29 protein-coding genes and 2 pseudogenes are annotated in these 25,550 nt (G+C 59.0%); 8 read left to right on the forward strand and 23 right to left on the reverse strand.

Annotated elements, in window-relative coordinates; translation table 11 throughout:
• Positions 1-106: 106 nt before the first annotated feature.
• Entirely contained in the window at positions 107-484 is a 378-nt protein-coding gene (locus EO776_RS13935; protein WP_246041442.1) for a nucleotidyl transferase AbiEii/AbiGii toxin family protein, read from the reverse strand.
• A gap of 28 nt (positions 485-512) precedes the next feature.
• Between EO776_RS13935 and EO776_RS13940 the strand changes: the two genes are divergently transcribed.
• Positions 513-641, forward strand: a complete 129-nt coding sequence (locus EO776_RS13940) for an AbrB/MazE/SpoVT family DNA-binding domain-containing protein (RefSeq protein WP_089309316.1) — start codon at positions 513-515, stop codon at positions 639-641.
• Positions 642-646: 5 nt separating this feature from the next.
• Positions 647-1,885, forward strand: a complete 1,239-nt coding sequence (locus tag EO776_RS13945) for an RNA-guided endonuclease InsQ/TnpB family protein (RefSeq protein ID WP_089309317.1) — start codon at positions 647-649, stop codon at positions 1,883-1,885.
• Positions 1,886-1,898: 13 nt separating this feature from the next.
• Here the strand turns inward: EO776_RS13945 and EO776_RS13950 are convergent, their stop codons facing one another.
• From EO776_RS13950 to EO776_RS13995, 8 genes and pseudogenes are all read right to left on the reverse strand, one after another.
• Positions 1,899-2,177, reverse strand: coding sequence for a DUF5615 family PIN-like protein (locus EO776_RS13950; protein WP_129452479.1), 279 nt, complete (start codon positions 2,175-2,177; stop codon positions 1,899-1,901).
• Between the two features lie 8 nt (positions 2,178-2,185).
• On the reverse strand, positions 2,186-2,416 hold the full coding sequence (locus tag EO776_RS13955) for a DUF433 domain-containing protein (protein ID WP_089309319.1): 231 nt from the start codon (positions 2,414-2,416) through the stop codon (positions 2,186-2,188).
• Positions 2,417-2,608: 192 nt separating this feature from the next.
• Positions 2,609-3,088: a GDP-mannose mannosyl hydrolase gene (locus EO776_RS13960; protein WP_099289166.1), complete on the reverse strand. Its 480-nt coding sequence runs from the start codon at positions 3,086-3,088 to the stop codon at positions 2,609-2,611.
• A pseudogene (locus EO776_RS13965) lies at positions 3,082-3,531 on the reverse strand (UDP binding domain-containing protein); the annotation flags it as partial. The gene EO776_RS13960 and the pseudogene EO776_RS13965, both read right to left, overlap by 7 nt.
• The gene (locus EO776_RS13970; protein WP_094580125.1) at positions 3,492-3,758 is read right to left on the reverse strand and encodes a DUF5615 family PIN-like protein; all 267 of its coding nucleotides are present in this window, start codon (positions 3,756-3,758) and stop codon (positions 3,492-3,494) included. The pseudogene EO776_RS13965 and the gene EO776_RS13970, both read right to left, overlap by 40 nt.
• 424 nt (positions 3,759-4,182) lie before the next feature.
• Positions 4,183-4,458, reverse strand: a pseudogene (locus EO776_RS13985) (NAD-dependent epimerase/dehydratase family protein); the annotation flags it as partial.
• Positions 4,459-4,560: 102 nt separating this feature from the next.
• Positions 4,561-4,992 (reverse strand): PIN domain-containing protein, encoded by a 432-nt coding sequence (locus EO776_RS13990; protein ID WP_094519284.1) that lies wholly within the window; start codon positions 4,990-4,992, stop codon positions 4,561-4,563.
• Positions 4,993-5,295, reverse strand: a complete 303-nt coding sequence (locus EO776_RS13995; protein WP_094519282.1) for an AbrB/MazE/SpoVT family DNA-binding domain-containing protein — start codon at positions 5,293-5,295, stop codon at positions 4,993-4,995.
• A gap of 211 nt (positions 5,296-5,506) precedes the next feature.
• On the opposite strand from EO776_RS13995, the gene EO776_RS14000 reads away from it, so the two are divergent.
• Together EO776_RS14000 and EO776_RS14005 are read left to right on the forward strand one after the other, a co-directional pair.
• The gene (locus tag EO776_RS14000; protein ID WP_129452480.1) at positions 5,507-5,656 is read left to right on the forward strand and encodes a DUF2080 family transposase-associated protein; all 150 of its coding nucleotides are present in this window, start codon (positions 5,507-5,509) and stop codon (positions 5,654-5,656) included.
• Between the two features lie 3 nt (positions 5,657-5,659).
• Complete coding sequence (locus tag EO776_RS14005; RefSeq protein WP_100050337.1) at positions 5,660-6,889, forward strand: RNA-guided endonuclease InsQ/TnpB family protein; 1,230 nt, start codon at positions 5,660-5,662, stop codon at positions 6,887-6,889.
• Positions 6,890-7,006: 117 nt separating this feature from the next.
• Here the strand turns inward: EO776_RS14005 and EO776_RS14010 are convergent, their stop codons facing one another.
• The 8 genes from EO776_RS14010 to EO776_RS14045 form a co-directional block, all read right to left on the reverse strand.
• The gene (locus EO776_RS14010; RefSeq protein ID WP_094519279.1) at positions 7,007-7,204 is read right to left on the reverse strand and encodes a hypothetical protein; all 198 of its coding nucleotides are present in this window, start codon (positions 7,202-7,204) and stop codon (positions 7,007-7,009) included.
• A 122-nt stretch (positions 7,205-7,326) separates the two neighbouring features.
• Complete coding sequence (locus tag EO776_RS14015) at positions 7,327-9,702, reverse strand: glycoside hydrolase family 31 protein (protein ID WP_100050336.1); 2,376 nt, start codon at positions 9,700-9,702, stop codon at positions 7,327-7,329.
• Positions 9,703-9,805: 103 nt separating this feature from the next.
• Positions 9,806-11,329, reverse strand: coding sequence for a lyase family protein (locus EO776_RS14020; RefSeq protein ID WP_100050335.1), 1,524 nt, complete (start codon positions 11,327-11,329; stop codon positions 9,806-9,808).
• Positions 11,329-12,456: an ABC transporter ATP-binding protein gene (locus EO776_RS14025; RefSeq protein WP_089309068.1), complete on the reverse strand. Its 1,128-nt coding sequence runs from the start codon at positions 12,454-12,456 to the stop codon at positions 11,329-11,331. The genes EO776_RS14020 and EO776_RS14025 overlap by 1 nt, the downstream gene beginning before the upstream one ends.
• 6 nt (positions 12,457-12,462) lie before the next feature.
• A complete protein-coding gene (locus tag EO776_RS14030) occupies positions 12,463-13,554 on the reverse strand; it encodes an ABC transporter ATP-binding protein (RefSeq protein WP_094519276.1) in 1,092 nt (363 codons plus the stop codon).
• A 2-nt stretch (positions 13,555-13,556) separates the two neighbouring features.
• The gene (locus tag EO776_RS14035; protein WP_094519275.1) at positions 13,557-14,480 is read right to left on the reverse strand and encodes a carbohydrate ABC transporter permease; all 924 of its coding nucleotides are present in this window, start codon (positions 14,478-14,480) and stop codon (positions 13,557-13,559) included.
• Position 14,481: 1 nt separating this feature from the next.
• Positions 14,482-15,396, reverse strand: coding sequence for a carbohydrate ABC transporter permease (locus EO776_RS14040; RefSeq protein ID WP_094519274.1), 915 nt, complete (start codon positions 15,394-15,396; stop codon positions 14,482-14,484).
• A 28-nt stretch (positions 15,397-15,424) separates the two neighbouring features.
• On the reverse strand, positions 15,425-16,894 hold the full coding sequence (locus EO776_RS14045; RefSeq protein WP_100050334.1) for an ABC transporter substrate-binding protein: 1,470 nt from the start codon (positions 16,892-16,894) through the stop codon (positions 15,425-15,427).
• A gap of 55 nt (positions 16,895-16,949) precedes the next feature.
• Between EO776_RS14045 and EO776_RS14050 the strand changes: the two genes are divergently transcribed.
• Positions 16,950-18,026: a TrmB family transcriptional regulator gene (locus tag EO776_RS14050; RefSeq protein WP_094580119.1), complete on the forward strand. Its 1,077-nt coding sequence runs from the start codon at positions 16,950-16,952 to the stop codon at positions 18,024-18,026.
• A gap of 271 nt (positions 18,027-18,297) precedes the next feature.
• Here the strand turns inward: EO776_RS14050 and EO776_RS14055 are convergent, their stop codons facing one another.
• The 3 genes from EO776_RS14055 to EO776_RS14065 all read right to left on the reverse strand — a co-directional run bounded on the left by EO776_RS14055 (position 18,298) and on the right by EO776_RS14065 (position 20,312).
• Positions 18,298-18,732, reverse strand: a complete 435-nt coding sequence (locus tag EO776_RS14055; protein ID WP_100050333.1) for a hypothetical protein — start codon at positions 18,730-18,732, stop codon at positions 18,298-18,300.
• Between the two features lie 8 nt (positions 18,733-18,740).
• The gene (locus EO776_RS14060; protein WP_100050332.1) at positions 18,741-19,274 is read right to left on the reverse strand and encodes a DUF7342 family protein; all 534 of its coding nucleotides are present in this window, start codon (positions 19,272-19,274) and stop codon (positions 18,741-18,743) included.
• Between the two features lie 102 nt (positions 19,275-19,376).
• The gene (locus tag EO776_RS14065) at positions 19,377-20,312 is read right to left on the reverse strand and encodes an NAD-dependent epimerase/dehydratase family protein (RefSeq protein WP_100050331.1); all 936 of its coding nucleotides are present in this window, start codon (positions 20,310-20,312) and stop codon (positions 19,377-19,379) included.
• A gap of 149 nt (positions 20,313-20,461) precedes the next feature.
• Between EO776_RS14065 and EO776_RS14070 the strand changes: the two genes are divergently transcribed.
• Positions 20,462-21,676 carry a glycosyltransferase family 2 protein gene (locus EO776_RS14070; RefSeq protein ID WP_100050330.1) on the forward strand — a complete coding sequence of 405 codons (1,215 nt, stop codon included), beginning with the start codon at positions 20,462-20,464 and terminating at the stop codon, positions 21,674-21,676.
• Between the two features lie 274 nt (positions 21,677-21,950).
• Here EO776_RS14070 and EO776_RS19905 read toward each other — a convergent pair whose 3' ends face one another.
• Entirely contained in the window at positions 21,951-22,448 is a 498-nt protein-coding gene (locus tag EO776_RS19905) for a DUF7342 family protein (protein ID WP_432508284.1), read from the reverse strand.
• Between EO776_RS19905 and EO776_RS19060 the strand changes: the two genes are divergently transcribed.
• Entirely contained in the window at positions 22,329-22,655 is a 327-nt protein-coding gene (locus EO776_RS19060) for an HVO_A0114 family putative DNA-binding protein (protein ID WP_186279055.1), read from the forward strand. The genes EO776_RS19905 and EO776_RS19060 overlap by 120 nt on opposite strands.
• Here the strand turns inward: EO776_RS19060 and EO776_RS19065 are convergent.
• Complete coding sequence (locus tag EO776_RS19065; RefSeq protein WP_049933156.1) at positions 22,607-22,840, reverse strand: hypothetical protein; 234 nt, start codon at positions 22,838-22,840, stop codon at positions 22,607-22,609. The two genes, EO776_RS19060 and EO776_RS19065, sit on opposite strands and share 49 nt — an antisense overlap.
• A 49-nt stretch (positions 22,841-22,889) precedes the next feature.
• Between EO776_RS19065 and EO776_RS14080 the strand changes: the two genes are divergently transcribed.
• Positions 22,890-24,017, forward strand: a complete 1,128-nt coding sequence (locus EO776_RS14080) for a tyrosine-type recombinase/integrase (RefSeq protein ID WP_246041445.1) — start codon at positions 22,890-22,892, stop codon at positions 24,015-24,017.
• Here EO776_RS14080 and EO776_RS14085 read toward each other — a convergent pair.
• Positions 24,014-25,312: a tyrosine-type recombinase/integrase gene (locus EO776_RS14085; RefSeq protein WP_129452481.1), complete on the reverse strand. Its 1,299-nt coding sequence runs from the start codon at positions 25,310-25,312 to the stop codon at positions 24,014-24,016. The two genes, EO776_RS14080 and EO776_RS14085, sit on opposite strands and share 4 nt — an antisense overlap.
• Positions 25,313-25,550: the final 238 nt, after the last annotated feature.

The raw sequence follows: 25,550 nt of genomic DNA on the forward strand, positions 1-25,550 counted from the left end.
CGTGAGAGATTAACCAACAGACTACACGGAACACCATTCTGTTGGTTGATCACCAGAGCTCCGGATGCGACACCCATCGGTCATCGACACCGTCATCGGCCGTTTCCTACGGCGATCCCTGTTGGGAGATCGCCGTATCCAACTGCTCCCAGACCATTTCGAACGCCGGCGGATCACCGGTCAGGTCCGGCAGCGTGGTCTCCCACTGGTGGCGGATCGTCTCTTGTTGCTCGTCCGGGAGTCCGTCGTTCAGATCAACGGTGAGCCCATCGTGTTTACACTTCGAGTCGAAGGCGGGCTCCACGTCGGCAAAGTTGATCGCGACCGAATCGGTTTCGAGCAGCTGATAGAGGTCGTAGTAGTCACGGGCGGCCCCGCGCTGGTAGATCGCTCGGAGCTTTTCGGCGAAGATCTCTTCGACGCTGTACAGGCGGTTCGAGGCGACTGCCTCGGGGCTTGACCCCGAGGGTGAAGCCGACAGCATTATAATGAGTGAAACAGTATAGTACAGTATGAGTCAGATAGAGTGTTATCCAAAAATCAGACAACGTGGTGTCGTCACGATACCAGAAGAAGTCCGAGACGGGCTTAATCTGGAGGAAGGCGACCAGTTGAAACTCACTGTCGAAAAACTTGACTAACACCGATGAAGCACACGCTTCGCTTCCGTGCGTACCTGCCCGATGACGTGGCAAGCGAAGCGTGGCGGCACATCGACATTCTCCGACAGATTCGCAATCACGCTGTCCGTGACTACTACGGCAGTAACTACAACGACAAGCCATCTGACTACGACCAACACGGCAAACTCAAGAACTGGACAGACCGGTGGCCAACGTTTGCCGAACCGTCACAACACGCCGCACAACAGGCTATCAGCCAGATTCACAGCGACCTTGTGACGCTGCAAGAACGCCGAAACGAAGGCTACGATGTTGGGCGGTTGCAGTGGCAAGGCAACGGCGAATTTCGGTCGGTATCGTACAATCAGTCCAGTCGCTTCAACGTGGATAACAACACGGGCGACCACCGATTCGTGCGACTCCGACTCGAAAAGATTGGCTGGTTCAAGATTCGAGCAGAACGCGACGTGCCACCAGCAGACGACATTGACGAGGTTATTCTGAAAAAGGAGACAACCGGTGAGTGGTATGTCTCACTTGTGACCACCGTGGAAGACACGGCCGAGAAGCCGCCACTCAGCGAGATTGAACCCGAAGATTGTGTTGGTGTTGACCTCGGCATCACCAGTTATATCCACACCTCGGAGAATCTGTCCGTTGATACACTCGACCTGTCCGACGAGTACGACCGCTACGCACGCGAACAGCGGAAGCTTGACCGGAAAAAACACGGCTCTGCTAACTGGGAAAAACAACGGCGAAAGGTAGCCCAAGCAAAACGGGCAATCAAGCGGAAGGTGCGAGACTACCAGCACAAACTCACGACGTGGCTGGTCACAGAGTACGATTTTGTGGCCGTCGAAGACTTGGATGTGAAACCGATGCTGGGAACCAGCCAGAACGCGAAAAATAAGCAAGATGCCGCGTGGTCACGGTTTCTTGACCTGCTGGAATACAAGGCTGACCTCCACGGCACACACGTCGAAAAAGTAGAGCCAGCAGGAACGACCAAAGAGTGCGCTGTGTGTAGTGTTGAGACGGCAAAGCCGCTCTGGGTACGCGAACATTCCTGCCCGGCGTGCGGCCATACAGAAGACCGTGACCTCAACGCGGCGAAGAATATTCTCAATCGCGGGTTAAAGCGGTTAGGGGTGGGACGCTCCGAATCAACGCCTGTGCAGACTGCGCTCCCTACGCTCACGCCTCACCGGGAGGCTGTGAGTGCAAAGCGCGTCGTTGAAGCAGGAAGCCCCGGGGCTTGACCCCGGGGTGAGTTCACTGGAGGTACTCATCGACGACTTTCACGATATCGCCGATCTGGCGCCCAGCCTGTCGAACATAGAGCAACCCCCTGTGCTCCACCCCCCGTCCTTCGACGAGTGAGAGAAAGTTGTCGTCGAACGTCAAGAGCAGCCAGTCTTTTTCGACCGCGTACCGCAACTGTTCACGGTCGGAGTCACCGAGAGTCTCTTCGTCTCGGGCGGTGTGGATCGTCCACCCGCGTCGACGAAGGCCATCCGCGACGGGAATCCAGATACTCTCGTCGCAGTACACCGGTCGCATTACGCGGATGCTGGTTCAGACGAAGGCGACCGGAACTCATCGATGTGGTCATAGTAGTACGCGAGTGCGCGGTGAACATCACTCAGACTGAGATTGGGGTATAGCTGCGTTATTTCGTCGGGATCGTAGCCGCTGTGTTCGTACGCCGAGGCAATATCCTTCACACGGATCCCCGTTCCATTAATTGTCGGCGCACCGTCGCTGTGTTCTGAATCCCGGACGATTCCCATACTTCCGATTGGCTATCCACTAACTTAAAACGGGGGGCGGTAGCCGGACTGCCCCTTCTCGATCAACACGCACTCTTCAGCGACCAGCTGTTTCAGGTACGATATCGAAACCGTCCATCTCGACGAGCGCATGAACGTGAAAACGCCCACCGATGTCGACCGGGCGACACAGCTCGGACGGGAGTCGTCGGGCTAGCGATCGTCGAGATACGCCCGGACGTACGGATGGAGATTCTCGAACGGGGGCCGGAAGACTTGGAAGGCGCTGTGCTGGTCGTCGCCACCGATCTCGGGATCGTCGCGTTCGAAATGACACCGGTAGCCGGTCGCGAGGTAGTGTTTCGAGTCGACGCCGTCGACATCGGCCGTCTCGTAGCAATGTTCGTACGTTCCGAGACACTCATCGATCACGACGGCTTCGCCGAGTTCTTCGGTGGCCACGCGGTGGACGGCCTCAGTCCGAGGTTCGTTTTTGTGTACCGTCCCGCCGGGCACGAACCACTCGCCTTTCGCGGGTTCGTTCGCGCGTTTCCCGAGGAGGACGCCCCCGTCGTGTTCGATCACGAGATCAACCGAGACAAGCGGAACGTTCGCGACGATCGTCCGCCACTCGGCGTCGGGGATCCATCGATCGCGTGTGTCGTCGGTGTCGCTCTGTGGATCGGTCACCACGTCAGCCCCTCGTAGACGATCCCGTCACGGCGGTCGATCGCCCGCCGGCCGTCGACGACCACGGGCGTCCGCATGGCGTCGAACTCCTCGTCGAGGCCGGTGATCGCTTCCCAGTCAGTCACGACGAGGGCGGCAACCGCCCCGAACAGTGCTGCGTCAGGGGTGTCGACGTACTCGACGTCGGGGAACCGCTCGCGCATGTTCTCGATCGCGACCGGGTCGTAGGCGACGACCTCAGCGCCGCGCGCTTGGAGTCCCTCGATGACAGGGATGGCCCGGCTGTTGCGGATGTCGTCCGTACCCGGTTTGAATGCGAGGCCGAGCACCGCTACCCGCTTGGCGGCGACGTCGACGTCGACGTGGTCGTCCATGAGCGAGAGCAGCCGGATGGGTTGGCGGTCGTTCACCGCGGTCGTGGCATCAAGCATCGCTGGCTCATGTCCTGTGGGGCAACGAAGACCGGGACCGCGGCGTCTCGGTCAGCAAAGCCTTGGACATCTGTCGTGATGATCGCCATCCCTTCGGACGCGGCGTACGCCACGATCGCGTCATCGGTCGCTTCCGGGCCAGGTGCGGCGATCTCCCGCGAGTACTCGACATCGTGACCGTCACCACGGAGTGCGGAGACGTACTCTTCAGGCACGTTCACGTCGGCAAGAATCCGGCTCACGACTCCGCGGCATCCTCAGTCGACTCGGCAGTCTCACCGCGGCGTTCGTCGACGAGCTTGCGTGTTTGGCGCTCGCCGTCGCGACGCGTCCGTTCGGCCGCCCGCTCAGCGTCCTCGAACGCGTCGCGGTGTTCGCGAGGGGATTTCGCGCCGTAGCGGTGATATCGACATGCTCGTCACGATCAAGTTGGAGCGTTTTCCCACCCGTATTTGCGAAGTCCTGATCAAAAGCAATCCGAGAGAGTTTCGTTTTGAAAATCCTCTTTCGTGTATCTCTACACGGTTTCACGCCGAATTTGAGCGCTGGAAACAGCACGGTTGACGCAGCACGGCAGACCGGTTTCGCCTCAGCTGTCTGGACCATCTGTTGTTTGACACGGCCTAGCGTGAAAATCAGCAACTACTGTTTACGGCGAGGAGGATGTCACTGGTACGATTCACACACCCGCGACACGCCCTCTTCGAAGCTGATCGTTGGCTCCCACCCAGTGGCCTCATGGAGCTTTGAGTAGTCCGCCATCGTGTCGTGAACGTACTCGGCAAGCGGATTCTCGATATATTTTGGCTCGATGTTGGTCCCAAGCTCGTCGTTGATCAACTCAATCATCTCGTTGAACGAGTAGCTTGCTTCGGTGCCGACGTTGTAGATGCCCTGCAGTTCGTGATCGGCGGCAAGTTCACAGGCACGGACGATGGCGTCTTCGATCTCCTCCGCGGACCGCTCTGTTCCTTCGGCGAGGAATTCACTCACGCGCTCGCCGAGTTCGGCGACGGCCTCCTCGAACGCGTCGGTGGTCATCGATCACACCCCGTGGTCGCGGAACTGTTGAACCGTGACGTCGACCGGGAGTGAGTTGAAATCGTCGTCCCCACCGACAAGGAGTGTCGCATCCCGGTCGTGCGCCAACGCCACGGCGTATGCGTCTCCCAGCGAGATACTCCCGTCAGCTTTGATGACCCCCGCAGTGTGCCAATCAGCACGTTTGATGCTCACCCCGCGGCGCTTGAGCGCCCGGATATCCCGGTCTCCCGACCGCAGCGTGTCCGATGTCGCGGTGCCGTCACCCTCTATCCGGGCGACCTTGTAGAGAAGCTCTGTTGCGTTCACCTCCGCGAGAACGCCGTCTACTCGGCCAGCCTCAATATCGTTGAGAATTTCGTTAACAGCTTCGTGACCCTCCTCGTTGTAGAGAAAGGCAATGAGCGGTTCAGTATCAAAAACGTACTCCACCATTTATTGCTCGCCCCCGTGCCGCTCGACGAGATCCTGTACTTCTTCTTTCTCTCGGCGGCGTTCTTCTTCGTCCATCTCACGCACCATCGCGATCACCTCTCCCGGTTCGTGGTCGCCAGCGTGGATACCGTGTAGCTCCTCGAGCGTCGGGACCGGCTCAACGACGATCCGGTCGTCTTCTTCGTAGATGAACACCTCTCCCGGGGTCTCGATGCCGAACTTCTCCCGCAACGGCTTCGGAATCGTTGCCTGCCCCTTCTGGGACACACGTACTACCTCTGGCTCATTTGTACTACTGGACATTATTAGTTGTATCTACGTGAGTGGGTGCTACTAAAGGTATCGCCAACTTACCTGAAGATAGGCGCTAAGGCCCCTCCCTCAACGAGCGACCGGTGGGAGCGAGTAGGGAGGGGATACAGCGCCGTCATCGCCTGTTCATACACCCGATACACTCGGCTCGCAGGGCAACGGTCCGGTATCTTCATGTCCCTACAACGTCTATACATCGTCTATGGAACGGTTCGAACTCAACGGCCACGAAGTCGTAGACGGCGACGTTCGCGCCACCGGCAACGGCGCACACGTCTACGTCCCGCGACGGTGGCTCGGCGCGGATGTGAAAATCGTTCGCGTTTCCGAACCCGACCACGACGACGAATAGGCCATGAACTACAACTACAGGTATCGAATCCGGCCGTCCAACGCGCTCGAAGAACGGTTAGCGTGGACCGTCGATACCTGCCGGCAGGTCTACAACCACTTTCTCCACCGACTCAACCGAGTAGACGACACGTCGTCCTACTCGGAACAGAAGCGCCTGCCGGACCTCAAGGACTGGTGGACCGGCCTCAAGCAAGTCCACTCGAAAGTCCTACAGAAAGTCGTGCAACGACTGTACGACAACCTCTCGACGCTTCGCGGCCGCAAAGAGAAGGGCTACCGTGTCGGGACGCTCAACTGGAAGGGACCGGGCGAGTACCACTCGTTCACCTACAGTCAATCCGGCTTCGAACTCAAGAACACGAATGGTCGGACGCGGCTGTGGCTCTCGAAGGTTGGCGAGATACCCCTCACCTTCCACCGCGACCTCCCCGACGACGCCGAAATAAAGACCGTCACGGTGAAACAAGAGCCAACGGGCGAGTGGTTCGCCACCCTCGGCGTCGAAACGCCGAACAACCCACCCGCGAAACCCGACGAGTTGGCCGACGTAGTGGGCATCGACGTGGGTATCCTGAAGTACACCCACGACACCGACGGAACGGCGGTCGAGTCGCCGGACCTACGCGACGAGCGAGAGCGGCTGGAACGCGCCCAACGCAACCTCTCGCGGAAAGAACACGGCTCGAATAACTGGGAGGAACAGCGCAAGACCGTCGCGCGGCGGCACGCCGACCTCCGCCGGAAGCGCCGCGATCTCCTCCACAAGCTCTCGAACTACTACGCCCGGGAGTACGACCTCGTGGCGGTCGAAGATTTGGACGCGAAGGGCTTGGTCGAACTTCCCGGCAACTCCCGAAATCGCGCGGGGGCGGCGTGGGGAACGTTCCTGCGGATGCTCGAATACAAGTGCGAGCGGGAAGGCACGCACTTCGTGGCAGTCGAACCAGCGGGAACGACCAAGGAGTGCGCGGCGTGCGGTGTCTCGACGGACAAGCCGCTCTGGGTCCGCGAACACTCGTGCCCGTCGTGCGGGTTCACCGCCGACCGGGACTGGAACGCGGCGTACAACATCTTGGTACGCGGTCTGAAGCAAGTAGGGACAGGCTGTCCCGAATCAACGCCTGCGGAGACTGCGCTCCCTACGGGGACCCATTCGGTTCCTGCAAAGCGCGTCGTGGAAACAGGAAGCCCCACCCTCAAGGAGCGAGCCGCGAACGCGGCGAGCGAATAGGGTGGGGAGGAAGTCACGGGAAGAGATGTCAAAAGACAAGCTGCTGTGTAAAGCACAGTATCCCGACCCAGCGTCGCGGTGCCGTGGAAACCCCGGCGCCTCAGCGCGAGGAGGGAGTCACTCTTGGAGTACCCAATACACCAAGCCGAGTGCCTCGCGGAGGATGACGCCAGCAGCGAACACGTACACGGCTTCTAACGGAAGCGGGAGTACATCGATCGTCGCGACAGCCGCCGACATGATGATCCCCATCCCCACCCACGCGACCGCGAACTGCCGGTCCGCGCTCGTCGATTGCGTGCCCAGCCGAGCCATACCAGTCCTTCTGACGACGCTATCAAAAATCTTGCTCGGCAGCATGAAGCCAACCCACTTTCGCTCGGTGGGTCGCAGGGTGGTTCAACACAGTATAAGAGAAACCTGCCGCTGGGCAGCGGCTAGCGAGGTATCGGACCAATCTCTATTGTCAGTGTGTCCCCGTCATGTGACCATGCGTCGGCGTTGAGTACGGTTTCGGTGTTGTCTGTTATGTCGGTGATACGGACGTTGGTGGGCGTCGTTTGTACCCCGGTGACTATCACCGTCGAATTTGGGAGCTGGCCATCAACAGTAAGTTCCACGGCAGAATCCGCTGAGACTGTCACTGCTGTCATCGTCTCAGTTGACTCGTTGTAATACCGGCCACTGGCCTCCCCATTTGAGAGTCGCGCTGTTAGTACCAGTTGCTCGGGAGGCCCAGGTTGGACGGTCTGCGTGGCTTCTCGCGAGGGAATGATGCTTCCTGCCCGAACGAATAGCGGAACTTCCTCAAGTGGCACGTCCAACTGAAGCGTTTGTCGTCCCTCGTAGCGTGTGTCCGACCAGAAGTCAATCCACTCCCCATCTGGCAGGTACACCTCAACAGAGCCGTCAGCCGTGAGCACAGGCGCAACAAGCAGGTCACGGCCGAGGAGATACTGTGTTTCGATGGTTCGTGTCGCCGGATCATCTGCGTAGTGTAACACCAACGGCCGCATCAGCGGAAGTCCTGTCCTGGAGGTGATCACCGCATGCGTGTACAGATACGGCAGGAGCCGATAGCGGAGGCGAGCAAACTTTCGAAAGATTGCGAGCCCCTCGTCACCGAACTCCCACGGTTCCCGCGGCGTAGTGCCATGGAACCGCGCATGGCTTGAAAGTAAGCCGAACTGCGCCCACCGGATGTACAGCTCTGACGAAGGAGTTCCGCTAAAGCCGCCGATATCATGACTCCAGAAGCCGTACCCGGACAACGCGAGACTCAGTCCACCGCGCAGCGTGGCTGCCAGTGAACTGAACGTCGTGTCCGAGTCTCCGCCCCAGTGAACAGGCATTCGCTGCGTCCCCATCCACCCGGCCCGGCTCCACAGCAACGGTGTCCGCCCGTGCGCTGCCATCGCGTCAGCGACGGTCTGTTGGTAGAGATCAGGATATCGGTTTCGCGTCTGACTGCCAGACGTGCCGTTTGAAAGGATCGCATCGTCGGGGAGGTATTCCCCGAAGTCCGTCCAAAACCCATCGACACCCATCTCGAGTAAGTCACGATGTTTTTGCTGCCACCACTCGACTGCCGCCGGATTGGTAAAGTCGAGAATCCCGCCGCGGTGTTTACTCACGACCAACCGGTCGAGCAGATACGGCTGGCCAGACGAATCTGAAACGAGATACCCGTTCTCGAGGGCCGTCTGAAACGCTTCCGAGCCGGCTGTAAGATACGGTTCCTCGATCAACATCAGCCGGTACCCGCGCTCGTGGAGCGTGTCGATCAATTCCTCCGGATCCGGGAATGCGGCTCTATCCCACTCGAGATCGCTAATACAGCCCTCACGCATCCAACTGATATCGAGGTGGATGCCATCACAGGGAATCTCTGCTTCGCGAAGCCGGCGGGTAACCTGCTCAACTTCCGCTTGCGTTTCGTACGAATACCGCGACGCCCAGAGACCAAAGCTCCACTTGGGTGGCACCGACGGACGACCGGTGACGGCCGTATACGTCTTTAGGATCTCTTCGAAGTCTGGCCCGCTCACGAACAAAAACCGGAGGGTGTCGCTGTGAGCCGTGATCTCGCCGCTGACCGCAGATTGTGTGCCGCCGCCGAAACTGAACTCGGTCTTGGTGTCTGTATCGACGAAGAGGCCGTACCCGTACGATGACAGGTAGAATGGGACGTTTTTGTAACTCCGATCGTTGTCGGTGCTATGTGGTTGTGAGACCCATGCCTCGGTTGCTTGTCCCCGCTTATCGAGGGCGGTAAACTGCTCACCAAGCCCGTAGTAGTGTTCGTCTGGCTGGATGTCGAATCCGATGCCCGTCTTCTCCACTGAGTACAGCCACTCGCTCGTCTGGGCCTCCTCGAACCCCAGCGGCCAAACCTCCGGATGGTTCTTTTTGGCTGCGAGCGGCCGGTGTTCTTTAAATACAGTACGACCGGTGCCATCGATGACGCTGAACGACCACGGATCGGTCCCGATTCGGACGGTGAGCGCGGCCGTTTCAAGGAAGATCTCGCCGTCCTCACGTGTCACCGTTAGGTCCACATCAGTAGTGATAGCATCGGCGTCGACGTGCTCACTCCCGGAAGTGGGCGTCTCGGGGGTGGCCGTGAGCTCGAATTGGAAGACGTCTGGCCGAAGGAAGCTTATCTCGATCGGAACGGTGCGTTCAACGGCCTCGCGAAGGTGTTCACGCTGGCGCGTTTGGGGCAGTTCATAGCGGATTAATTGACACTCAACGACGACACCTCGTGTAGTCTGTTCAACTGAGTCAACGCCGTCAATTACGGTGAATGGCATCGTGAGCGTGTGTGTGAGACTGCGTGGCTGGCTCTGGAGCCCGTGCGGCCGGTTGCTGTGACGAGACACGTCCGTGACGCGTGCGTCGTGTCCGGTTCTGAGATCATGCGTCTATCACTGACCGAATGTCCGAGCGGCGAGCCGCGTGTGCGTGATCCAACGCCACCCGTCTCTCAGTGAGTTGATCGCGATACATCTCCGCTCGTGTGCGAAGCGTTTCGAGTTGGTCAGCAACCTGCTCAGGCGCTGGACTCCCGATGATACCAGCACGACGGGCAGGCGCCTGTGCCGGGTCACAGAGTGTCTCCAGAGCCGTCGTCGGGACGGTTGGCCGGTCACCGAGATAAGCCTCTGCGATGGTTTCCAGATCTGCGGCGGCCACGTCCGTGAGACTCCGGTCGGTCGCTTCGTATTCGCGGACGAGAACGGCGACAATCTGGTGGGCGCTCCGCCACGGAATCCCGCACTGCTTCGTCAAAAGCGCCGCGAGGTCGGTGGCAAGCGCCCAGTCAGCCGCCACCAGGGCACGGGCCCTATCAGTATTAAACGTCGCACCATCGACAACGGCACGTAACGTGTCGAGCGTCTCGGTGAATCGACGCAAGAGAGCAGGGTCGTATTGGACACCACCGGACAGGTTCTTCACAGCGATGAACTGCTGGATAGCCTCACCGATGAGTTCGTTCGTCCCTCGTTGAACGGCCTGGATACTGTGCGGATTCTTTTTTTGCGGCATAATACTGCTCGTGCCGCAGAGTTCGTCCGGGAGGTCGACGATCCCCCACTCATCGCTAAACCACAAGAAGAACGTATCAGCTGCCCGGCCGACGGTTGCGGCGCTTGTCGCGATAGTGAAGCCAACCTCGAGCAGGTGATCTACACTGTTGTCGATATCCTCAGCGTTTTGGAGAACAGCGTCGAACCCGAGCAAGGATGCGACCCGCTTGCGGTCGATCGTAAAATCGGTCGTCGTCCCCGCGGCCGCACCGGCCGGGCTTCGGTTGAGCCGGTCATAGCAGGTAATGAGTCGGCCGAGGTCACGCGTGAGCGGGAATGCCTGTGAGCAGAGCCGGTACCCGATTGTCCCGACCTGAGCGCGTTGGAGTCCCGTGTACGTGGGCATCGGCACGGCGGTGTATGAGCTGGCACGGGCGGCGTACGTCTCAATCAAGTCGACAAGCTTGGACCCGACCGTTAGGAGTCGGTCACGCAACACGTACCGAGTTGCGACGGCCGAGAGATCATGCGAGCTCCGCCCGGTATGAAGCCAGCCACCGACGGCTTCGCCGTACTCGTCGATGAGATGGGCTTCGCCGGAGTGGGCTCCGCGACCGATCGATTCGCGTGCGGGAACTGGGTCACCGGTCTCGTCTTCGAGTGTCAAAAGACCCTCCAATATCCGGCGGCCGACATCTGGTGGGAGTAGTCCCTGCTCACGGAGCATGAGTGTGTGTGCGAGATCAAATGCGTGATAGCCGGCGTGGAGCGCCGCGGGAGACTGTGACACCCGATCGACGGACGGGGCGGGCGGCGCGGTGAGCCGCGCACCGGTACGTCGGTAGAACTGCTCGCCCGGAGCCGACGTCTCTGCGAGCGACGACAGATCCTCCGGAGTTTCGTCTCGCATTATGATCGCCCGCCGTCTGTATGCGTCGCACGGTCGCGTGTTTTGAGGGTTTCACCGGTCTCGGTGTCGAAGAGATACAGGTCCGGTGCGTCAATCGCAAGCGCGACCTGTTCGTCCCGCTCGAACGTCTGATCGGTCGTGAGCCGGGCCGTGAGAGACTTGTCTTCGACCGTCAGGTGAACGTAGTTGGTGTTGCCTTGGAATTCGGTGACGGCTACCTTCGCCGACCCATCGTCAGCAGACCGTAGTTCCAGATCTTCGGGGCGGATACCAACGGTAGCTCTCGAAACCCCGGTCGGGACCGTTTCCGCGGGCACCGTCGTCAACACGTTGCCGGCAGCTGTCCGCAGTGTGGCCGTCCCGTCGCGGCGCTCGATGGTTACTTCCGTGGTGTTCATCGACGGATTGCCGAGGAATGTCCCGACAAATTCGTTCGCCGGCCGATCGTAGGCGGATTCAGCCGTCGCGATCTGCTGGACGCGGCCGTCGTTCATGACGGCGATGCGATCGGACATCGTCATCGCCTCTTTCTGGTCATGTGTCACGTAAATGGTCGTTACGCCCAGCTGATCGTGGATGCGTTGGAGCTCAGTCCGCATCTCCGACCGGAGCTTGGCGTCAAGATTCGACAGCGGCTCGTCCAGTAGAAACACGTCCGGCTGCCGAACGAGCGCCCGGCCAAGCGCCACGCGTTGTTTCTGTCCGCCACTGAGTTCGGCGGGCTTATCATCAAGATGGTCGCTGATGCCAAGCAGCTGGGCCATCTCTTCGATCCGGTCCTGTCGTTCGGGCCGAGACAGCTGCGTGGAGTGTTTGAGCCCGTAGCCGATGTTTTCTCGCGCCGTCATTTTGGTGTAGAGCGCGAAGTTCTGGAACACCATGGCCACGTTCCGCTCGCTCGGCACGAGGTGCTGAACTTCGCGACCGTCGATCACAACCGCGCCCTCTGTGACGGGTTCAAGCCCGGCGAGCATACGGAGCGTGGTGGATTTCCCACAGCCAGAGGGGCCAACGATAGTGAGGAACTCACCATCAGCGACGGATATCGAGACGCTATCGACGGCCGTCTCCGTTCCCTGTGCGTCGTCGTAGACTTTGCTGACGTCAGCGAGTTCGACGTGAGCCATCCGTACTCACCCCTCCGAGATCGTCGCGCCACGGTCGTCGAACCAGTACACGTCAGCCGGGTCAAACCCGAATGCCACCGTCTCACCCGTATCAACCCCAGCTGGCAACCGCTCGATGAGCGCCGTTAACGTCACCCCGTCAACGTCGAGTGTAAGCTCGTAACTGTGGCCAACCGGCTCGACCAGTGTAATCAGCGCCTCGAAGGTGACAGGCTGGTTACGTTCGGGTGCGATTGATACGGCTTCAGGGCGAACCCCGGCTCGTACCGCAGTTCTCGGCGGGTCGATCGCGTCGAACAGCCCGTGATCGCCATCACGATCGATGAAGTTGATCTGCGGATCACCGATAAATCCGGCAATAAATTCGTTCACCGGGTGATGGTACACCTCTCGTGGGCTCCCGATCTGTTCGATTTGTCCGTCGCGCATGATCGCGAGTCGGTCACCGATACTCATCGCTTCCTCCTGATCGTGAGTCACGTACACGGTCGTCGTCTCAAGCCGCTGTTGGAGCTCCCGAATTTCGCTACGGGTTTGGACGCGGAGCTTCGCATCGAGATTCGACAACGGTTCATCCATCAGGAAGAGCCGCGGTTCCCGCACGATCGTCCGACCAACAGCAACGCGTTGCCGCTGGCCACCACTCAGTTGTCCCGGCTGTTTGTCCAGTAACTCCTCTATCTCAAGCAGCTCGGCAACCTCCTGAATCTGGTCGTCTCGTTCGGCGGCGGACAGGTCCATCTTCGCGAGCGGGAACGCCAGATTTTCTCGCACCGTTTTGTGCGGGTAGAGGGCGTACGACTGGAACACCATCGACAGATCCCGGTTTTTCGGGAGTGTCCGGGTCTCGTCTTCCCCGTCGATCCGGATCGTGCCAGCAGTCGGGGTTTCAAGTCCGGCGATCATCCGCAGCGTCGTGGTCTTGCCACAGCCAGAGGGTCCGAGGAGCACGAGGAGTTCCCCTGGTTCGATGGTTACGGAGACGCCGTCGACCGCGACGGTGTCGCCGTACGCTTTTTTCACATCGACCAGCTCAGTCCGACCGGCTGTCGTGTCACCCGTGGCAAGTCCGGATCCGCGGGACGTGTCGTTGCTCATCGTCAGCCCTCCACAGCGCCGAAGGTGAGCCCTTCGACGAGGTACTTTTCGAGGTACAAGAACAGTACGACAACCGGAATGCTGGTGAGAATTGACGCGGCCATGAGCTGGCCCCAGACATTCTCGAAGGCCTGGTTGAGCGCCTCAAGCCCAATTGGGAGCGTAAATAGCCCCTGTGACCGCAAGAGGACACTCGCGAAGAGGTACTCGTTCCAGGCGATCATGAACGCGTAGATAAACACGGCCACGATCGCGGGTGCCGACAGCGGGATCGTGATCCGGTAGATGACTTCCAGTCTGGAGTACCCGTCCATGAGTGCCGCTTCCTCAATTTCTTCCGGCACACTTCGGAAGTAGTTGCCGAGCATGTACAGCGACAGCGGCAACGTCTGGACGAGATAGGTGATAAGGAGGCTCGGTAAGGTGTCGACAAGTCCGAGCCACGTCATGACCTGAAAGAGCGGCACCACGAGCAGAATCCCTGAGAACATGTACACGACGAGTACCAGCCGTGAGGTGAGCCCTCGTCCGCGGTACTCGAGGCGGGCAAAACTGTACCCACCGAGCGTGGCGACCACAACGGAGAGGCCAGCGGTGACCGTTGAGACGAGTAAACTGTTTCTGAAATACGTGATGAACGGGAACGTCTCGGGCGAAAACAGCACCCGATAATGTTCCAGTGTCATTTCGTTCGGGACCAGCTGCGGTTCCTGTGAGTAGATGTTCGCGTCCGGCGTCACACTCGTTTTGAGCATGATGTAGAAGGGAAATAACGCGATAAACAACACGAGAACAATACTCGTATAAAAGGCAACGCGTTCTAAGCGACTACTGCTGATCTCTTGTGAGCCGAACAGCCGGCTAAACGCCCGGCTGGTTGTCAGGTACGATTCACGGATCGATTGGGTGATCGTGTTGGTGCTCATCTTACCACTCTAACACCGTGTTGACGTAGATCAGCACGAAGCTGATCAAAAACACGAACAGGACCATTGAGATCGCGGCCCCGAGTCCGAGCTCGAAGTTTGCGAACGCGGTTTGATACGTGAAGATCGGCAGCGTTTCTACCTCACGCGTCAGCAGCCACACGTCGGCGAACTTGTTGAAGTTCCAGATCCACCGCAGTAAGAAGACCGTCGCGAGGATGTATTTGAGCTCCGGCAGGGTGATATCCTTAAATTGGGCAAAGCGGCTAGCACCGTCGATACGTGCCGCTTCGTACATCTCTTCGGGGATCGCTTGAACACGTGCGATCAGCATCAGGAACGCGAACGGGAAGTACCGCCAGGCGTCGAAAATAATGACCGTCCAGATAGCCGAATCGCTGTTCCCGAGGAGGTCGATCGTCCCTAGGTTCAGGTTTAAGATATTGTTGAGAATGAACGGCACAATTCCGAACAAGGGATCAAGCATCCACCGCCACGCGAAGGCGACAGCAATGATCGGTGCAACGTACGGGAGCAGCATGAGCCCGCGCACCAGCCGCCGTCCCCGGAATGCCCGATTCAACAAGAGTGCGGCGAAAAGCCCGCCAGCCGTGGCGAGCAGATCACTGAAGAACGTGAACACAACCGTATTGTACAGGGCCTCCCAGAACGCCGGGTCCGACAGTAAATCCGCGTAGTGTTGTGTGCCGATGAACAGTGCGCTCTCGCCCGGTGCGAGTGGCACCTCGTGAAAACTCAGGTAGACGTTGTACGCCAGCGGGTACAAGATGATGATCGAGACGAGAAGTATCGACGGGAGAATAAGCGCATAACCCAGCAGCTCCTCTTTCTCTTCGAGCGTTCGTTCGGTCCCTCCTCGGTCAAAAAACGAGGTCACGCGGTCTTGGACACTCATTACTGTAGTGGGGATCGTGCCGAGGTGGTCACTCGATCGCTTGGCGCATCGCCTCGGCCTGTTCGCTCGCGACGGTTTCGGCGTCCTCGCCTTCGTACACCCTGACGACCGCTTCAGCGACAATCAGTTGACTCGCGATCTGCCCGAACGCGGGGATCGACTGTCCGTTCACGAACCCGAAGCGCTGGACGTTGTCAAGCGCGCTGCTAATCGTCGCGACGGTGTCTTCCCACTCGTTCAGGACCTCGTTATCCTGATAGGCGTCAGATTCGGAGACGGACTGCCGCACGGACTGCATCCCACCAGGTGCCATGTGGAGCCATTCGACGTACTGGTCGGGTTGGAACATGTATTCGGTAAACGCCTCCGCAGTGCGCTGGGCCGCTTCATCACCGCTTGCGGTTATCCCAAACCCGGTAACCTGCCCATAGGATGCGTCAGTTTCGCGGCGAACGTACGGAGCGAAAGCGGTGTCGTCAGCCATCCCCGCCTCAAGCAGGTCATCGATAATATACGATGACCACATGATCATGTGGCTGTTCTCGTTAACGTACGTCTGCCGCGTCGCGTCGTAGACGTGTTTTCCTGGATGGCCGTAATTTTGCGCCAGGTCGACGTAGTATTCTAGCGCCTCAACCATCTCCGGGCTGTCGAAGACGATTTCGCCGTCCTCGTTGAATACGCGTGCTCCGTTCGAAATGGCAAACGGTGTAAACGCTTGCCGCGTGAAGTTGGCGTTTTCAGTTCCGAGCCCGATCCCGTACTGATTGTTATCGGGATCATGGAGCGCCTCGGCCGCTTCCCGAATGTTTTCCCACGTCGTCGGCTCCGGGAGCCCGAGCTCGTCGAACTTGCTTTTGCGATACCAAATGCCTTGGACCCACCCGTCATGCGGCACCGCGAAGTGATCCCCCTCGGGGGTGCTCATAAAGTCGAGCGCCCCATCACGGAGGTCATCCATCCCAATAGATTCCATAACGGCTTGGGCGCTCTCCGTCGAGAGCAGATCCTCGCTCCCGAGGTTCTGGATTGTCTGTGCCTGGACTTGGAGGATGTTCGGCAGATCACCGGCGGCTCTCGCCGCTGACAACTCTTCGGGAATATTGTCTTCGTCGAAGAATTCGGCCTGGACGTCAGCTTGGTCGAACTCATCGACGATCGGAGAGATCACCTGTCGCCGCTCAGCCTGTTGTTCTTTGGACCAGAACTCGATCGGCGCGTACTCGGCTTCGCCATCGCCATCACCGCTACTGCCGGTGGTGTCGCTACCGCCGCCGTCATCACCACCACCGCCATCTCCGCTGTTAGTATCACCAGTACACCCAGCGAGCGCGACTAACACAGCAGCTGAACCAACACTGCCCGACCGCTTGAGCAGTTCACGGCGCGAACTCAATCCATCATGATTATCCATGGATGTCGTAGCACCACGTGAGAACTGTAAGCCATCAATAATAAAGTTTGGGGGCGAGTGTATACCGTAGTGGTTGTTGGTCATCTGTTAATAACACCACAGTCAAGTATATTCGTCGCGGTACCGCTATCAAGCGAACATGGGCGAGCGAGAAATTCAAGCGGCACTCCAAGACCTCGGGCTGTCACAGTATCAGGCCGACGCGTATACCGCGACGCTGGAGCTAGGATCTGCTCCGGCGGTGGATATTGCGGATACCGCAGGCGTCCCGAGAGCGCGTATCTACGACGTGTTGCGGAAGCTCGAAGCGGAAGGGTACGTGGAGACGTACGAACAGGACAGCCTTCACGCACGGGCGCTCAATCCCATCGAGGCGACGGGCGAGCTCGAACAGCGGGCAGAGACGTTTACGCGGGCCGCCGAACAGATCGACAGCCTCTGGGAGGATCCCGGCGTCGAGGATTCTCAGATAACTATCGTCAAACGCCAGGATACCGTGTACGAGCAGGCGGATCGTTTCATTAGCGAGGCGACAAACGAAATCCAACTGACGGCGACGCCGACGGAATTCACCCGGCTCAGGGACGCGCTGGCCGGCGCACGAGATCGGGGTGTGTACACGCAATTGACCTTTCTCCCCCCGACGGAGAGCGCGTCTCTCGACGCTGCGACGATCGATTTCGATGGGGCAGTAACGGAGGCGCGCGTCCGCACGTTGCCTGGACCCTTTGTTCTCATCAGCGACCGAGAGAAGACGTGTTTTGCGCCGCAAACCCCGTGGCTGAACAACTCCTACGGACTCATCGCGGACAACTTCCCGATCGCCCACGTGTTTCACCGATACTTCCAGACGACCCACTGGGACGCGTGGGAATCCGTGTACTCAGCACAAGCGGAGGACCCGCCGATCACATACGTCAACCTTCGCCACTGTATCACGGATTTGGAGCCGATCGTCTCTGACGGCGCAACCGTTCGGGTGACGGTCGAGGGCATCGACACAGCGTCGCGGGAACAAGTGACAGTGAGCGGAACAGTTACTGACCTTCTGTACTCGGAAGCGACAGACGTCCTCGGAACACCGGAGTTGGCTGACATCGCGCGGCAGGTCGCTATCGTCGTTTCTGACGACCGCGCTGAGTACACCGTCGGGGGCTGGTATGCTCGCGTCGAGGATATCGAGATGCGCCGTCTCACAGTCGACGAGATCGAATAGGGCGGTCAATCGGACAGTCTCGTCGGGCGCGATAAGTAAGTAACCAAATGTTAGTCCATCAGACAAATAAATACACCCATTTTGGGGACACTCTGTATACATTACTTGATCCTATTCGGTGTCGGTCTATTGTCTTCCGGCTAGCGCTATAGTGGGACAACCCTCTGTCGTCTCGGGTATCATCGCAACCAGGTCACACAAACTTCTCGTCACAGCAGAGTATGGATGTGAAGATGCGAGTGACCGATGAGCGAAGAGTGGGACTGGAAACTTACTCACTCCAGAGAGTTGTGATCCGGTCTTCGATCTCGTCGAGGACAAGTGTAATGACGTCACGATAGTCGTCTGGCCACGATGCGTCCTCACCGGGCGTCGGAGCGGTGGGCGGGGGATGGAAATGGTCCCGTGTATTGTGCGGATTCGGGTGCCGGTCCCACCGGCACTCCCAGGTGTGGTCCGCGTGCTGCTCTCGATAGTGGCATTTGAAGTCGTCGTTCGTGTACCAACGGACTGTCAACTGCGCCCCGTCGACGGCTGCCGGGTAGTACGACGGGGCACAGATGACCTGGAGTTCCAGATGGCCACTAGCGTCCGTGACGGTCGCTCGGGAGACCTGCCTCGTCGCTTGGAGCCGTGTCTGGAGGAACTCGAGGATGGGACGATCGATGGGAGCCGGGCTCCCGCCCTCGCCTGTCGGTGGCACCATCGAGCGGGCTACTCGGACGCCTGTTCGCGCTCGCTGCCCGCGCGTTGCTGGCGCGCGCGTTCGTAGCGGTCACGCTCCTGACGGGCTGTCGCCCATTCGGCAAGGTCGCTGTACACGGCGTCGATAGTCCATTCATCGATACCCTCCGCAGCGGCAACGGCGTCGACTGCGGCCGGTGATGCGGCATCGTACGTCGCCTCGTACTCGGTGATGCGCGTCGTCAGTTCGCGAACGCGATCCTGTAGCTCCTCGACGGAGTGGTCGGCTGCGAGCTGGTTGATGTGTCGCCACTCGAAGTACGCGTCGTTGCGCTCGTAGGTGGCCGGATGGCCGTCGTGGCGGGTAACGATGCCAAGGTCATCGAACCACCCCAGATACTTCCGGGCGGTCTTGGGGTCACAGTCGGCGCTGTCGGCGATTGCGCTTGTCGGCGTCGGCTCGCGGGTCTGGAGGATGATGCTGTAGATGCGCTGTTCAACGTCATCGCTGGCGAACACATCCTCGAAGGGTGGTGGTCCATCGCCAGCGTCTGTCTCGGCCATACTTGGGATTACAGAGTGGAGAATATAATTCTTACTTTGAGGAATAGTTTCCTGATACTCGTTGTAAAGAATCGCCGTGGCCGCACTACAGTGTGTTCTGCCTCAATCGACGATTTCGGCGATCAGATCTTGTGCGCCTTGCCGTACCGCTTCATCGCTTGAGCGGGCCGGCTCCCAGCCAAGTGCGGCAAGCTTCTCAATCGAGAGTCGCATCTTCGGCACGTCACCGGTCCAGCCACGGTCGCCACCCGTGTAGGTGTACTCCGGATCGACGCCGAGTTCGTCGCTGACGATGTCTGCGATATCCGTCACTGAGGTTGTCGTCTTCGTGCCCAAATTATAGATGTTGAGCGGCTCGTCTGCGTGTTCGACGACATATTGCATGGCAGAGACACACTCAGAGACGTACATGTAAGACTTCTCTTGGCGTCCATCACCGAGGATTTCGAGTTCGGTGGGATCATCGGTGAGTTTCTCGATGAAATCTGGGACGACGTTGCCGCGCTGGTAAGGACCAACAATATTCGCAAACCGGAACACCCACGACTGGATGCCATACGAGTGGGCATACGTTGAGATGAGCCCCTCATCAGCGAGCTTTGAGGAGCCGTAAATTGAAATCGGCTCGAGTGGTGCGTAGTCTTCAGGGGTCGGACGTGGTGCCTCACCGTACACCGTTGAAGAGGAGGTGAATGCGAAGTTTTCAACGCCAGCGTCGCGCATGGCTTCGAGCAGGTTGTACGTCATCTCCGTATTCTCCTCGAACAGTTTTCGATCGTCATCGAAATTGGTGTCCGTGTACGCAGCCAAATGAAACACCATATCGAGGTCAGCGGTCATGACCCGATCGACATCGTCGCGATCAGTGAGATCGGCTTCCGTGAACGTCACGTCAGCTGGGACACGCTCGCGCGTGCCTTTCGAGAGGTCATCAGCGACCCGCACTGTTGTGCCCGCGTCGTGAAGCGTCGCTGCGAGGTGACTGCCAACAAGGCCGGCACCACCAGTGACGAGAACCGTGGCGTTGGAAAGATCCATATGAGATGGTGACTGGCGAGATAGATGTAGATTTGGAAACAGCACTGTGTCGAAACTACCGCTATTGAGCCTATTTCATCATCAACATGTGTTGAGTAAGTTTCATATATGTCGTCCCTAATCAGTTAGTAATCACATATTTCGAGCAGATGACCTCCACTACATCCCATCCACCGACTGAACAGGCGAGCCTGGAATCCGATCAGAGCTTAAGCGCTGATGAATTGCTCGTTGGTCGTCACTCAGACACGACACCCCAGTTGTCTGTTGTGATGCCCACACTGAATGAGGAGGCCGGAATCCGCACGTGTATTGAATGGATTAAAACGGCGGTCGAAGAGCTCCAAGTACCAACCGAGATCATTATCAGTGACAGCTCAACCGATCGCACACCCGAAATCGCTCGCGAGATGGGCGCAATTGTCGTCGAACCCGACGGCAAAGGGTACGGGTATGCGTACCGGTACGCCTTCGAGCGGACACGAGGGACCTATATTGCGATGGGGGATGCCGACACGACCTACGACTTCAAACAGATTCCCCGGCTGTTAGACCATCTCGAAGAGACTGGTGGGGATATGGTGATGGGTAGTCGGTTAGACGGTGAAATCGAAGACGGCGCAATGCCGTCGCTCCATCAGTATATCGGGAATCCGGCGCTCACCCGATTTCTGAATACGTTTTATCGCGCGGGCGTAAGCGACGCCCACAGTGGGTTCCGGATCTTTACGCGGGAGGCGTACGAGACGATGGACTGGGAAACCACCGGGATGGAGTTTGCCTCCGAGATGATCATGGATGCTGGGTCAAAGGACCTCGAAATCGTGGAGGTGCCCATTGTGTATCACGAACGCGAGGGCGAAGAAACGCTTGACAGTTTCCGTGATGGGTGGCGCCACGTTCGGTTTATGTTGGTCAATGCGCCCGGCTATCTGTTTTCGGTGCCTGGCTTGCTGTTGACGCTCTTTGGGGTGGCGGTCATGACGATTTCACATACCGGGGTGGCGCTTGGCGAGATCACACTTGGCGTGAACTCGATGATCGCCGGGAGTCTCGCAGCGATTGTGGGCACACAGGTCGGCTCGCTGGGCGTCTTCGCGACGGTGGCGAGCGATCCGATCCAGCGGCCTGAAGACCCGATCACATCAGGGATCACCCGCTATGCAACGCTCGAGCGGGGCGCGACGGCTGGCGTGCTCGTGTTTGCGGCCGGTGGCACGTATGCCAGTTGGTTGATCGGCGACTGGATCCTGAGCGGGTTTGGGTCCGTGCCGTTCACGTCTGCGGCGCTTATTGCGTTTACCGCCGTTGTCGTCGGTATCCAGCTGGTGTTCTCGTCGTTCTTCTTGAGTGCGGTGAACTAGTCAGCGACGGCTGGCTGATCTCTGGCTCTTTCTCGTTGGTTTCTGTTCGCCTCCCTAGTGTTGGAGATGCGATTGAGCTGTGTGGTGGGTTGACCCCGTTGATGTACGTGTTCTGATCCAGGGTACGTGCGATCTCATAGTCGTGGTAACAAGCAACTAACAACGTCACAGCACGGTCTAGGTGTCGCTACACACGATGTTACGCAATTTTGTCATCGGCTGGCTCTGTCTCACCGGGATGGTGGTGTACGTGCTTCTGGTAGGCGTTCGTGAGTTAGCCCAGACCACAATCGCAGCTGGCCAGGCTATGTGGGGCCGCGGTCGAGCACTCACGAACTGAGCATCGCAGCGGTGCTGTTGGCGCCGTCGAGTAGCCTGCGTTTCTGTGAGAGTACAAAATCTCGATTTCGTGCCGCTTGCCTGGTGCGTCGAGCCCGAACTGGTCTCGAAACGCTCGTTCCCGAGCCGTAAGTTCGGAGAGTGTGTCCCGCAGCTCACTCGACGAAAGGTTCTCGAGGCGGTTTCGCCGCCGCCATTCGAAGTACGATTCGTTCCGCGTGTAGGTGAGTGGCGTCTCGGACACTGCTTCGACGACCCCAATATTTTCAAGCCGCTTGAGGTACCGCCGGGCAGTGTCTGGAGCACATGAGGCATGTTCTGCGACTACAGTGACTCCAGCGGGATCATACAACCCGAGTGCGACCCGATACACACGCTCGTCAGACGGAGCGGAGTCAACATCGTCGTGAAATCCCTCCGCCAGAGCAAACACATCCGGGCGATCGCAGCAGAGACCCCCGAGAGTATGCGCGAGGCGACCCGCCTCGTCGATCGCGACGTGTCTGATGTGCACTCGGACCTGAAGCAGCTCGAAGTGCTGGGGATCCTCACCATCGAAGCGGGCGGTCCCAGCGGCGCGATCCACATCGACTACCCGCTCATCGATCGCGACGCCGACAGCGCCTCCACGAGCGCGTAGCGGGAGCTCTCAGCTCGTGCTCTCTCATCACCACGCCCGTCGATCGCGCGCTGGTAGGTGGACAGGGTTTGCTCGGCGATCGCGTCGGTCGTCGGATCGATACAAAAGCCAGCGTCGGCGATCACCTTGTCGGTGGACTGCCTGTGGCCGATCATATCCTCGCAGCCGTCGAGGAAGCCAAGCAACTCAAATCTGTCAGTGTCTGTGTATAATAGCGATTGCTAGCAGATGTATTTGTTTTGGCACAGATTGTCGGATGCACTGCAGGATACTTTCGCCTTCAACGCGATCCGTATCACCGCCGCTGTCTGGTGGTTTGCTCACCTGAAAATGAGTAACAAAACTATGACAGAACTCGAAGAAATCGACCCGAAATTAGCATTCGAACTGTACCTCGATGACCGCCAGAGTCATCAGTCCAAAGCCACCACCACAGCGCACCGATCGCGGTTGTCGTCCTTCGTCGATTGGCTCGACGAACGGGGCATCGACAACCTCAACGAACTCACCGGGCGGCTCGTCAAAGAGTACAACCTCCACCGGCGCAAGGAGTCCGACTGGGCATCCTCGACCGAGAAGTCAAATCTAGATACCATTCGCGTCTTCGTTCGGTGGGCCGAAGGCATCGAGGCCGTGGAGGCCAACCTCTCACAGCGCATCCAGTCGCCGGTGCTCAACGGCGACGAAAACGTCCGACACACCGAGCTCGATTCGGAGACGGCCGAGAAGGTGCTTTCCAACCTGGAAACGTACCACTACTGCTCTCCCCAACACGTGACGCTGGCGTTGATCTGGCACACGATGTGTCGCCGGAGTGCAGTCCGAGCGCTCGATCTGAAGGACTACGACGCGGAGGACCAGCATCTCCACTTCGTTCACCGGCCAGAGTCCGGCACGCCGCTCAAGAACAAGGAGAAGTCGAACCGGTACATGGCAGTGTCGGACTCCATCGCCGAGCTGTTGGACGACTGGATCGACTACAAGCGTCCGGAAGTCGTCGACGAGTACGGCCGAGAGCCTCTTCTCTCGACCGAGAATGGCCGTCTCCACGGCTCCACGATCGGAGGCTACGCCTACAAGTACACGCAGCCCTGCAAGTACGACGGCGAGTGTCCCGTCGATGGCCGCGATCAACAGTCGTGTGCGGCGGCGTCTCACCAGAAGATTGGAGACTGTCCGGAGTCGGTTTCACCGCACCCATTCCGTCGCGGATCGATCACCCATTGGCTTCGGTCTGATGTCCCGCCGCGTGTCATCTCGGACCGCGCCGACGTCTCCGAGCAAGTAATCGAAAAGCACTACGACGAACGGACGGAGCTCGAGGAGATGGAACAGCGCCGCGAGTTCCTCGACAGTATCTAGAGGTCCTCGAGGTGGGAGCGGCGCGCCTCGCGTCGCTCCGACTTCGTGCTCAGGTCGTACCACTGCTCGATCGTCTCGGGGTTGGCGTCACACCGTTTCGAGATCACGTCGGCGGTCGGGACACCGTTGGCCCGCAGGTGTGTGATGTAGCCCCGCCGAATGGGATGCGGTGAGACGGACTCAGGGCAGTCGTACGCGGCGTTGTTCGTCTGCGCGGCCCCACAGGTGTCTGGGTCCTTCTCGACCGGACACGCCTTGCCAATGGCGCATGGGCGCGACCAGCCGTACACGTACTGACGGATCGAGCTCTTCTGGAGGCGGCCGTTCCGCGTCGTGATGAGTGGGTCCCTGCCGTGCTCGTCGGTCACGTTCTTTCGGTTGGCCGTGATGTACCCATCGAGGACTTCTGCCGCTTCAGGTGAGATACTGAGTTCACGCTCGCCGGCCTTCCCGTTCTTCAACCGTGTGCCTGTCTCCTCACGATCGACCGCTGCGATGTATCGCTCCTCGGAGTCATAATCGTCGAGATCGAACGCGTACAGCGTGGACTGTCGGATCCCTGTTTCGGTGAGGAGCGCCCAGACCACGTGCTCTTTCGTGAAGGGCTTGAACTTGGCGAGATGGGCGAGAATCTCCTCGGCGTCTTCATGGGGGAGGATCGTCTCGTCGACGGCGTCACTCTCCGAGAGCGTCGGCAGAATGACCAGCTTGTGGAACCCGGACTCAAACACGCCTCGGCGCTCGCAGTACCGGAGGAACTTCCTGAACGTGGCCAGACAGCTCTTCACTGACGATCGCGACCCGAGTCCTGGATTGGCCCGAAGGAAGTTGTGGAATTGGTCGATGTGCGACGGCTGTAGGTCTTCAAGTTCCTCGATGTCGGTCTCCCGACAGAACGCTTGGAAATGCTTCAGACGCGACTTGTATGATTTGACCGTGCTCGCCTGCACACCCCACGGATTCATTTCGAGGTAGAACTCGATGACATCGTCCACCGAGGCGGCACCGGAGAACACATCATCGGCTGTTGTGCTGGCTGCTGAATTATCCGGCTCAGTGGACCAATTACCGGGCGAAGACATGTTTTGGCCTGTCCCTGTTTCTGTGGCCTGGGTAGGTCCGGCGGCTTCCCATGGTTTGTCTTGGGAGGAGTCACCTGGAGTTGCAGCGCCGTCGGGCTGGTGTTCAGTTCCCTGGACGGATTCAGGGACGACCTCCCCGCCGTCGGTCCTCACCTCAGGGTCACCTTCACCGTTCTCCTCGAATTGGTCGGGATTTTCGTTCGAATCCGTCACGATTCGAGCCTCCCTGTGGTGCGCTGCATCTCACGGGCACAATTGGCCGGCAGTTGGTGGACCAGAGCCACGATCGAACCCGGGGCCCGACCAATTGTATCGGATATTGGCCGGGGTGGGCATGTCGTCGCCCGGAGTCCCATCCGGGTACCTGTAGTCCGTTTTCCCCGAACAGCCCCATCAGAGTCTGCTGGGTAGTCTACCTGTGTCTGGCCCCGATAATTGGCCGCGGATCCCG

Origin of the sequence: Halorubrum ezzemoulense (genome assembly GCF_004126515.1) — an archaeon.
In the GTDB taxonomy this organism is placed as follows: Archaea; Halobacteriota; Halobacteria; order Halobacteriales; family Haloferacaceae; genus Halorubrum; species Halorubrum ezzemoulense.

Excerpts from the sequence above, each read along its gene's own strand:
- EO776_RS13935 (WP_246041442.1), bottom strand. The coding sequence starts at position 484 with ATGCTGTCGGCTTCACCCTCGGGGTCAAGCCCCGAGGCAGTCGCCTCG.
- EO776_RS13940 (WP_089309316.1), top strand. The coding sequence starts at position 513 with ATGAGTCAGATAGAGTGTTATCCAAAAATCAGACAACGTGGTGTCGTC.
- EO776_RS13945 (WP_089309317.1), top strand. The coding sequence starts at position 647 with ATGAAGCACACGCTTCGCTTCCGTGCGTACCTGCCCGATGACGTGGCA.
- EO776_RS13955 (WP_089309319.1), bottom strand. The coding sequence starts at position 2,416 with ATGGGAATCGTCCGGGATTCAGAACACAGCGACGGTGCGCCGACAATT.
- EO776_RS13990 (WP_094519284.1), bottom strand. The coding sequence starts at position 4,992 with ATGGTGGAGTACGTTTTTGATACTGAACCGCTCATTGCCTTTCTCTAC.
- EO776_RS13995 (WP_094519282.1), bottom strand. The coding sequence starts at position 5,295 with ATGTCCAGTAGTACAAATGAGCCAGAGGTAGTACGTGTGTCCCAGAAG.
- EO776_RS14000 (WP_129452480.1), top strand. The coding sequence starts at position 5,507 with ATGGAACGGTTCGAACTCAACGGCCACGAAGTCGTAGACGGCGACGTT.
- EO776_RS14005 (WP_100050337.1), top strand. The coding sequence starts at position 5,660 with ATGAACTACAACTACAGGTATCGAATCCGGCCGTCCAACGCGCTCGAA.
- EO776_RS14010 (WP_094519279.1), bottom strand. The coding sequence starts at position 7,204 with ATGGCTCGGCTGGGCACGCAATCGACGAGCGCGGACCGGCAGTTCGCG.
- EO776_RS14015 (WP_100050336.1), bottom strand. The coding sequence starts at position 9,702 with ATGCCATTCACCGTAATTGACGGCGTTGACTCAGTTGAACAGACTACA.
- EO776_RS14020 (WP_100050335.1), bottom strand. The coding sequence starts at position 11,329 with ATGCGAGACGAAACTCCGGAGGATCTGTCGTCGCTCGCAGAGACGTCG.
- EO776_RS14025 (WP_089309068.1), bottom strand. The coding sequence starts at position 12,456 with ATGGCTCACGTCGAACTCGCTGACGTCAGCAAAGTCTACGACGACGCA.
- EO776_RS14030 (WP_094519276.1), bottom strand. The coding sequence starts at position 13,554 with ATGAGCAACGACACGTCCCGCGGATCCGGACTTGCCACGGGTGACACG.
- EO776_RS14035 (WP_094519275.1), bottom strand. The coding sequence starts at position 14,480 with ATGAGCACCAACACGATCACCCAATCGATCCGTGAATCGTACCTGACA.
- EO776_RS14040 (WP_094519274.1), bottom strand. The coding sequence starts at position 15,396 with ATGAGTGTCCAAGACCGCGTGACCTCGTTTTTTGACCGAGGAGGGACC.
- EO776_RS14045 (WP_100050334.1), bottom strand. The coding sequence starts at position 16,894 with ATGACCAACAACCACTACGGTATACACTCGCCCCCAAACTTTATTATT.
- EO776_RS14050 (WP_094580119.1), top strand. The coding sequence starts at position 16,950 with ATGGGCGAGCGAGAAATTCAAGCGGCACTCCAAGACCTCGGGCTGTCA.
- EO776_RS14055 (WP_100050333.1), bottom strand. The coding sequence starts at position 18,732 with ATGGTGCCACCGACAGGCGAGGGCGGGAGCCCGGCTCCCATCGATCGT.
- EO776_RS14060 (WP_100050332.1), bottom strand. The coding sequence starts at position 19,274 with ATGGCCGAGACAGACGCTGGCGATGGACCACCACCCTTCGAGGATGTG.
- EO776_RS14065 (WP_100050331.1), bottom strand. The coding sequence starts at position 20,312 with ATGGATCTTTCCAACGCCACGGTTCTCGTCACTGGTGGTGCCGGCCTT.
- EO776_RS14070 (WP_100050330.1), top strand. The coding sequence starts at position 20,462 with ATGACCTCCACTACATCCCATCCACCGACTGAACAGGCGAGCCTGGAA.
- EO776_RS19060 (WP_186279055.1), top strand. The coding sequence starts at position 22,329 with ATGTTCTGCGACTACAGTGACTCCAGCGGGATCATACAACCCGAGTGC.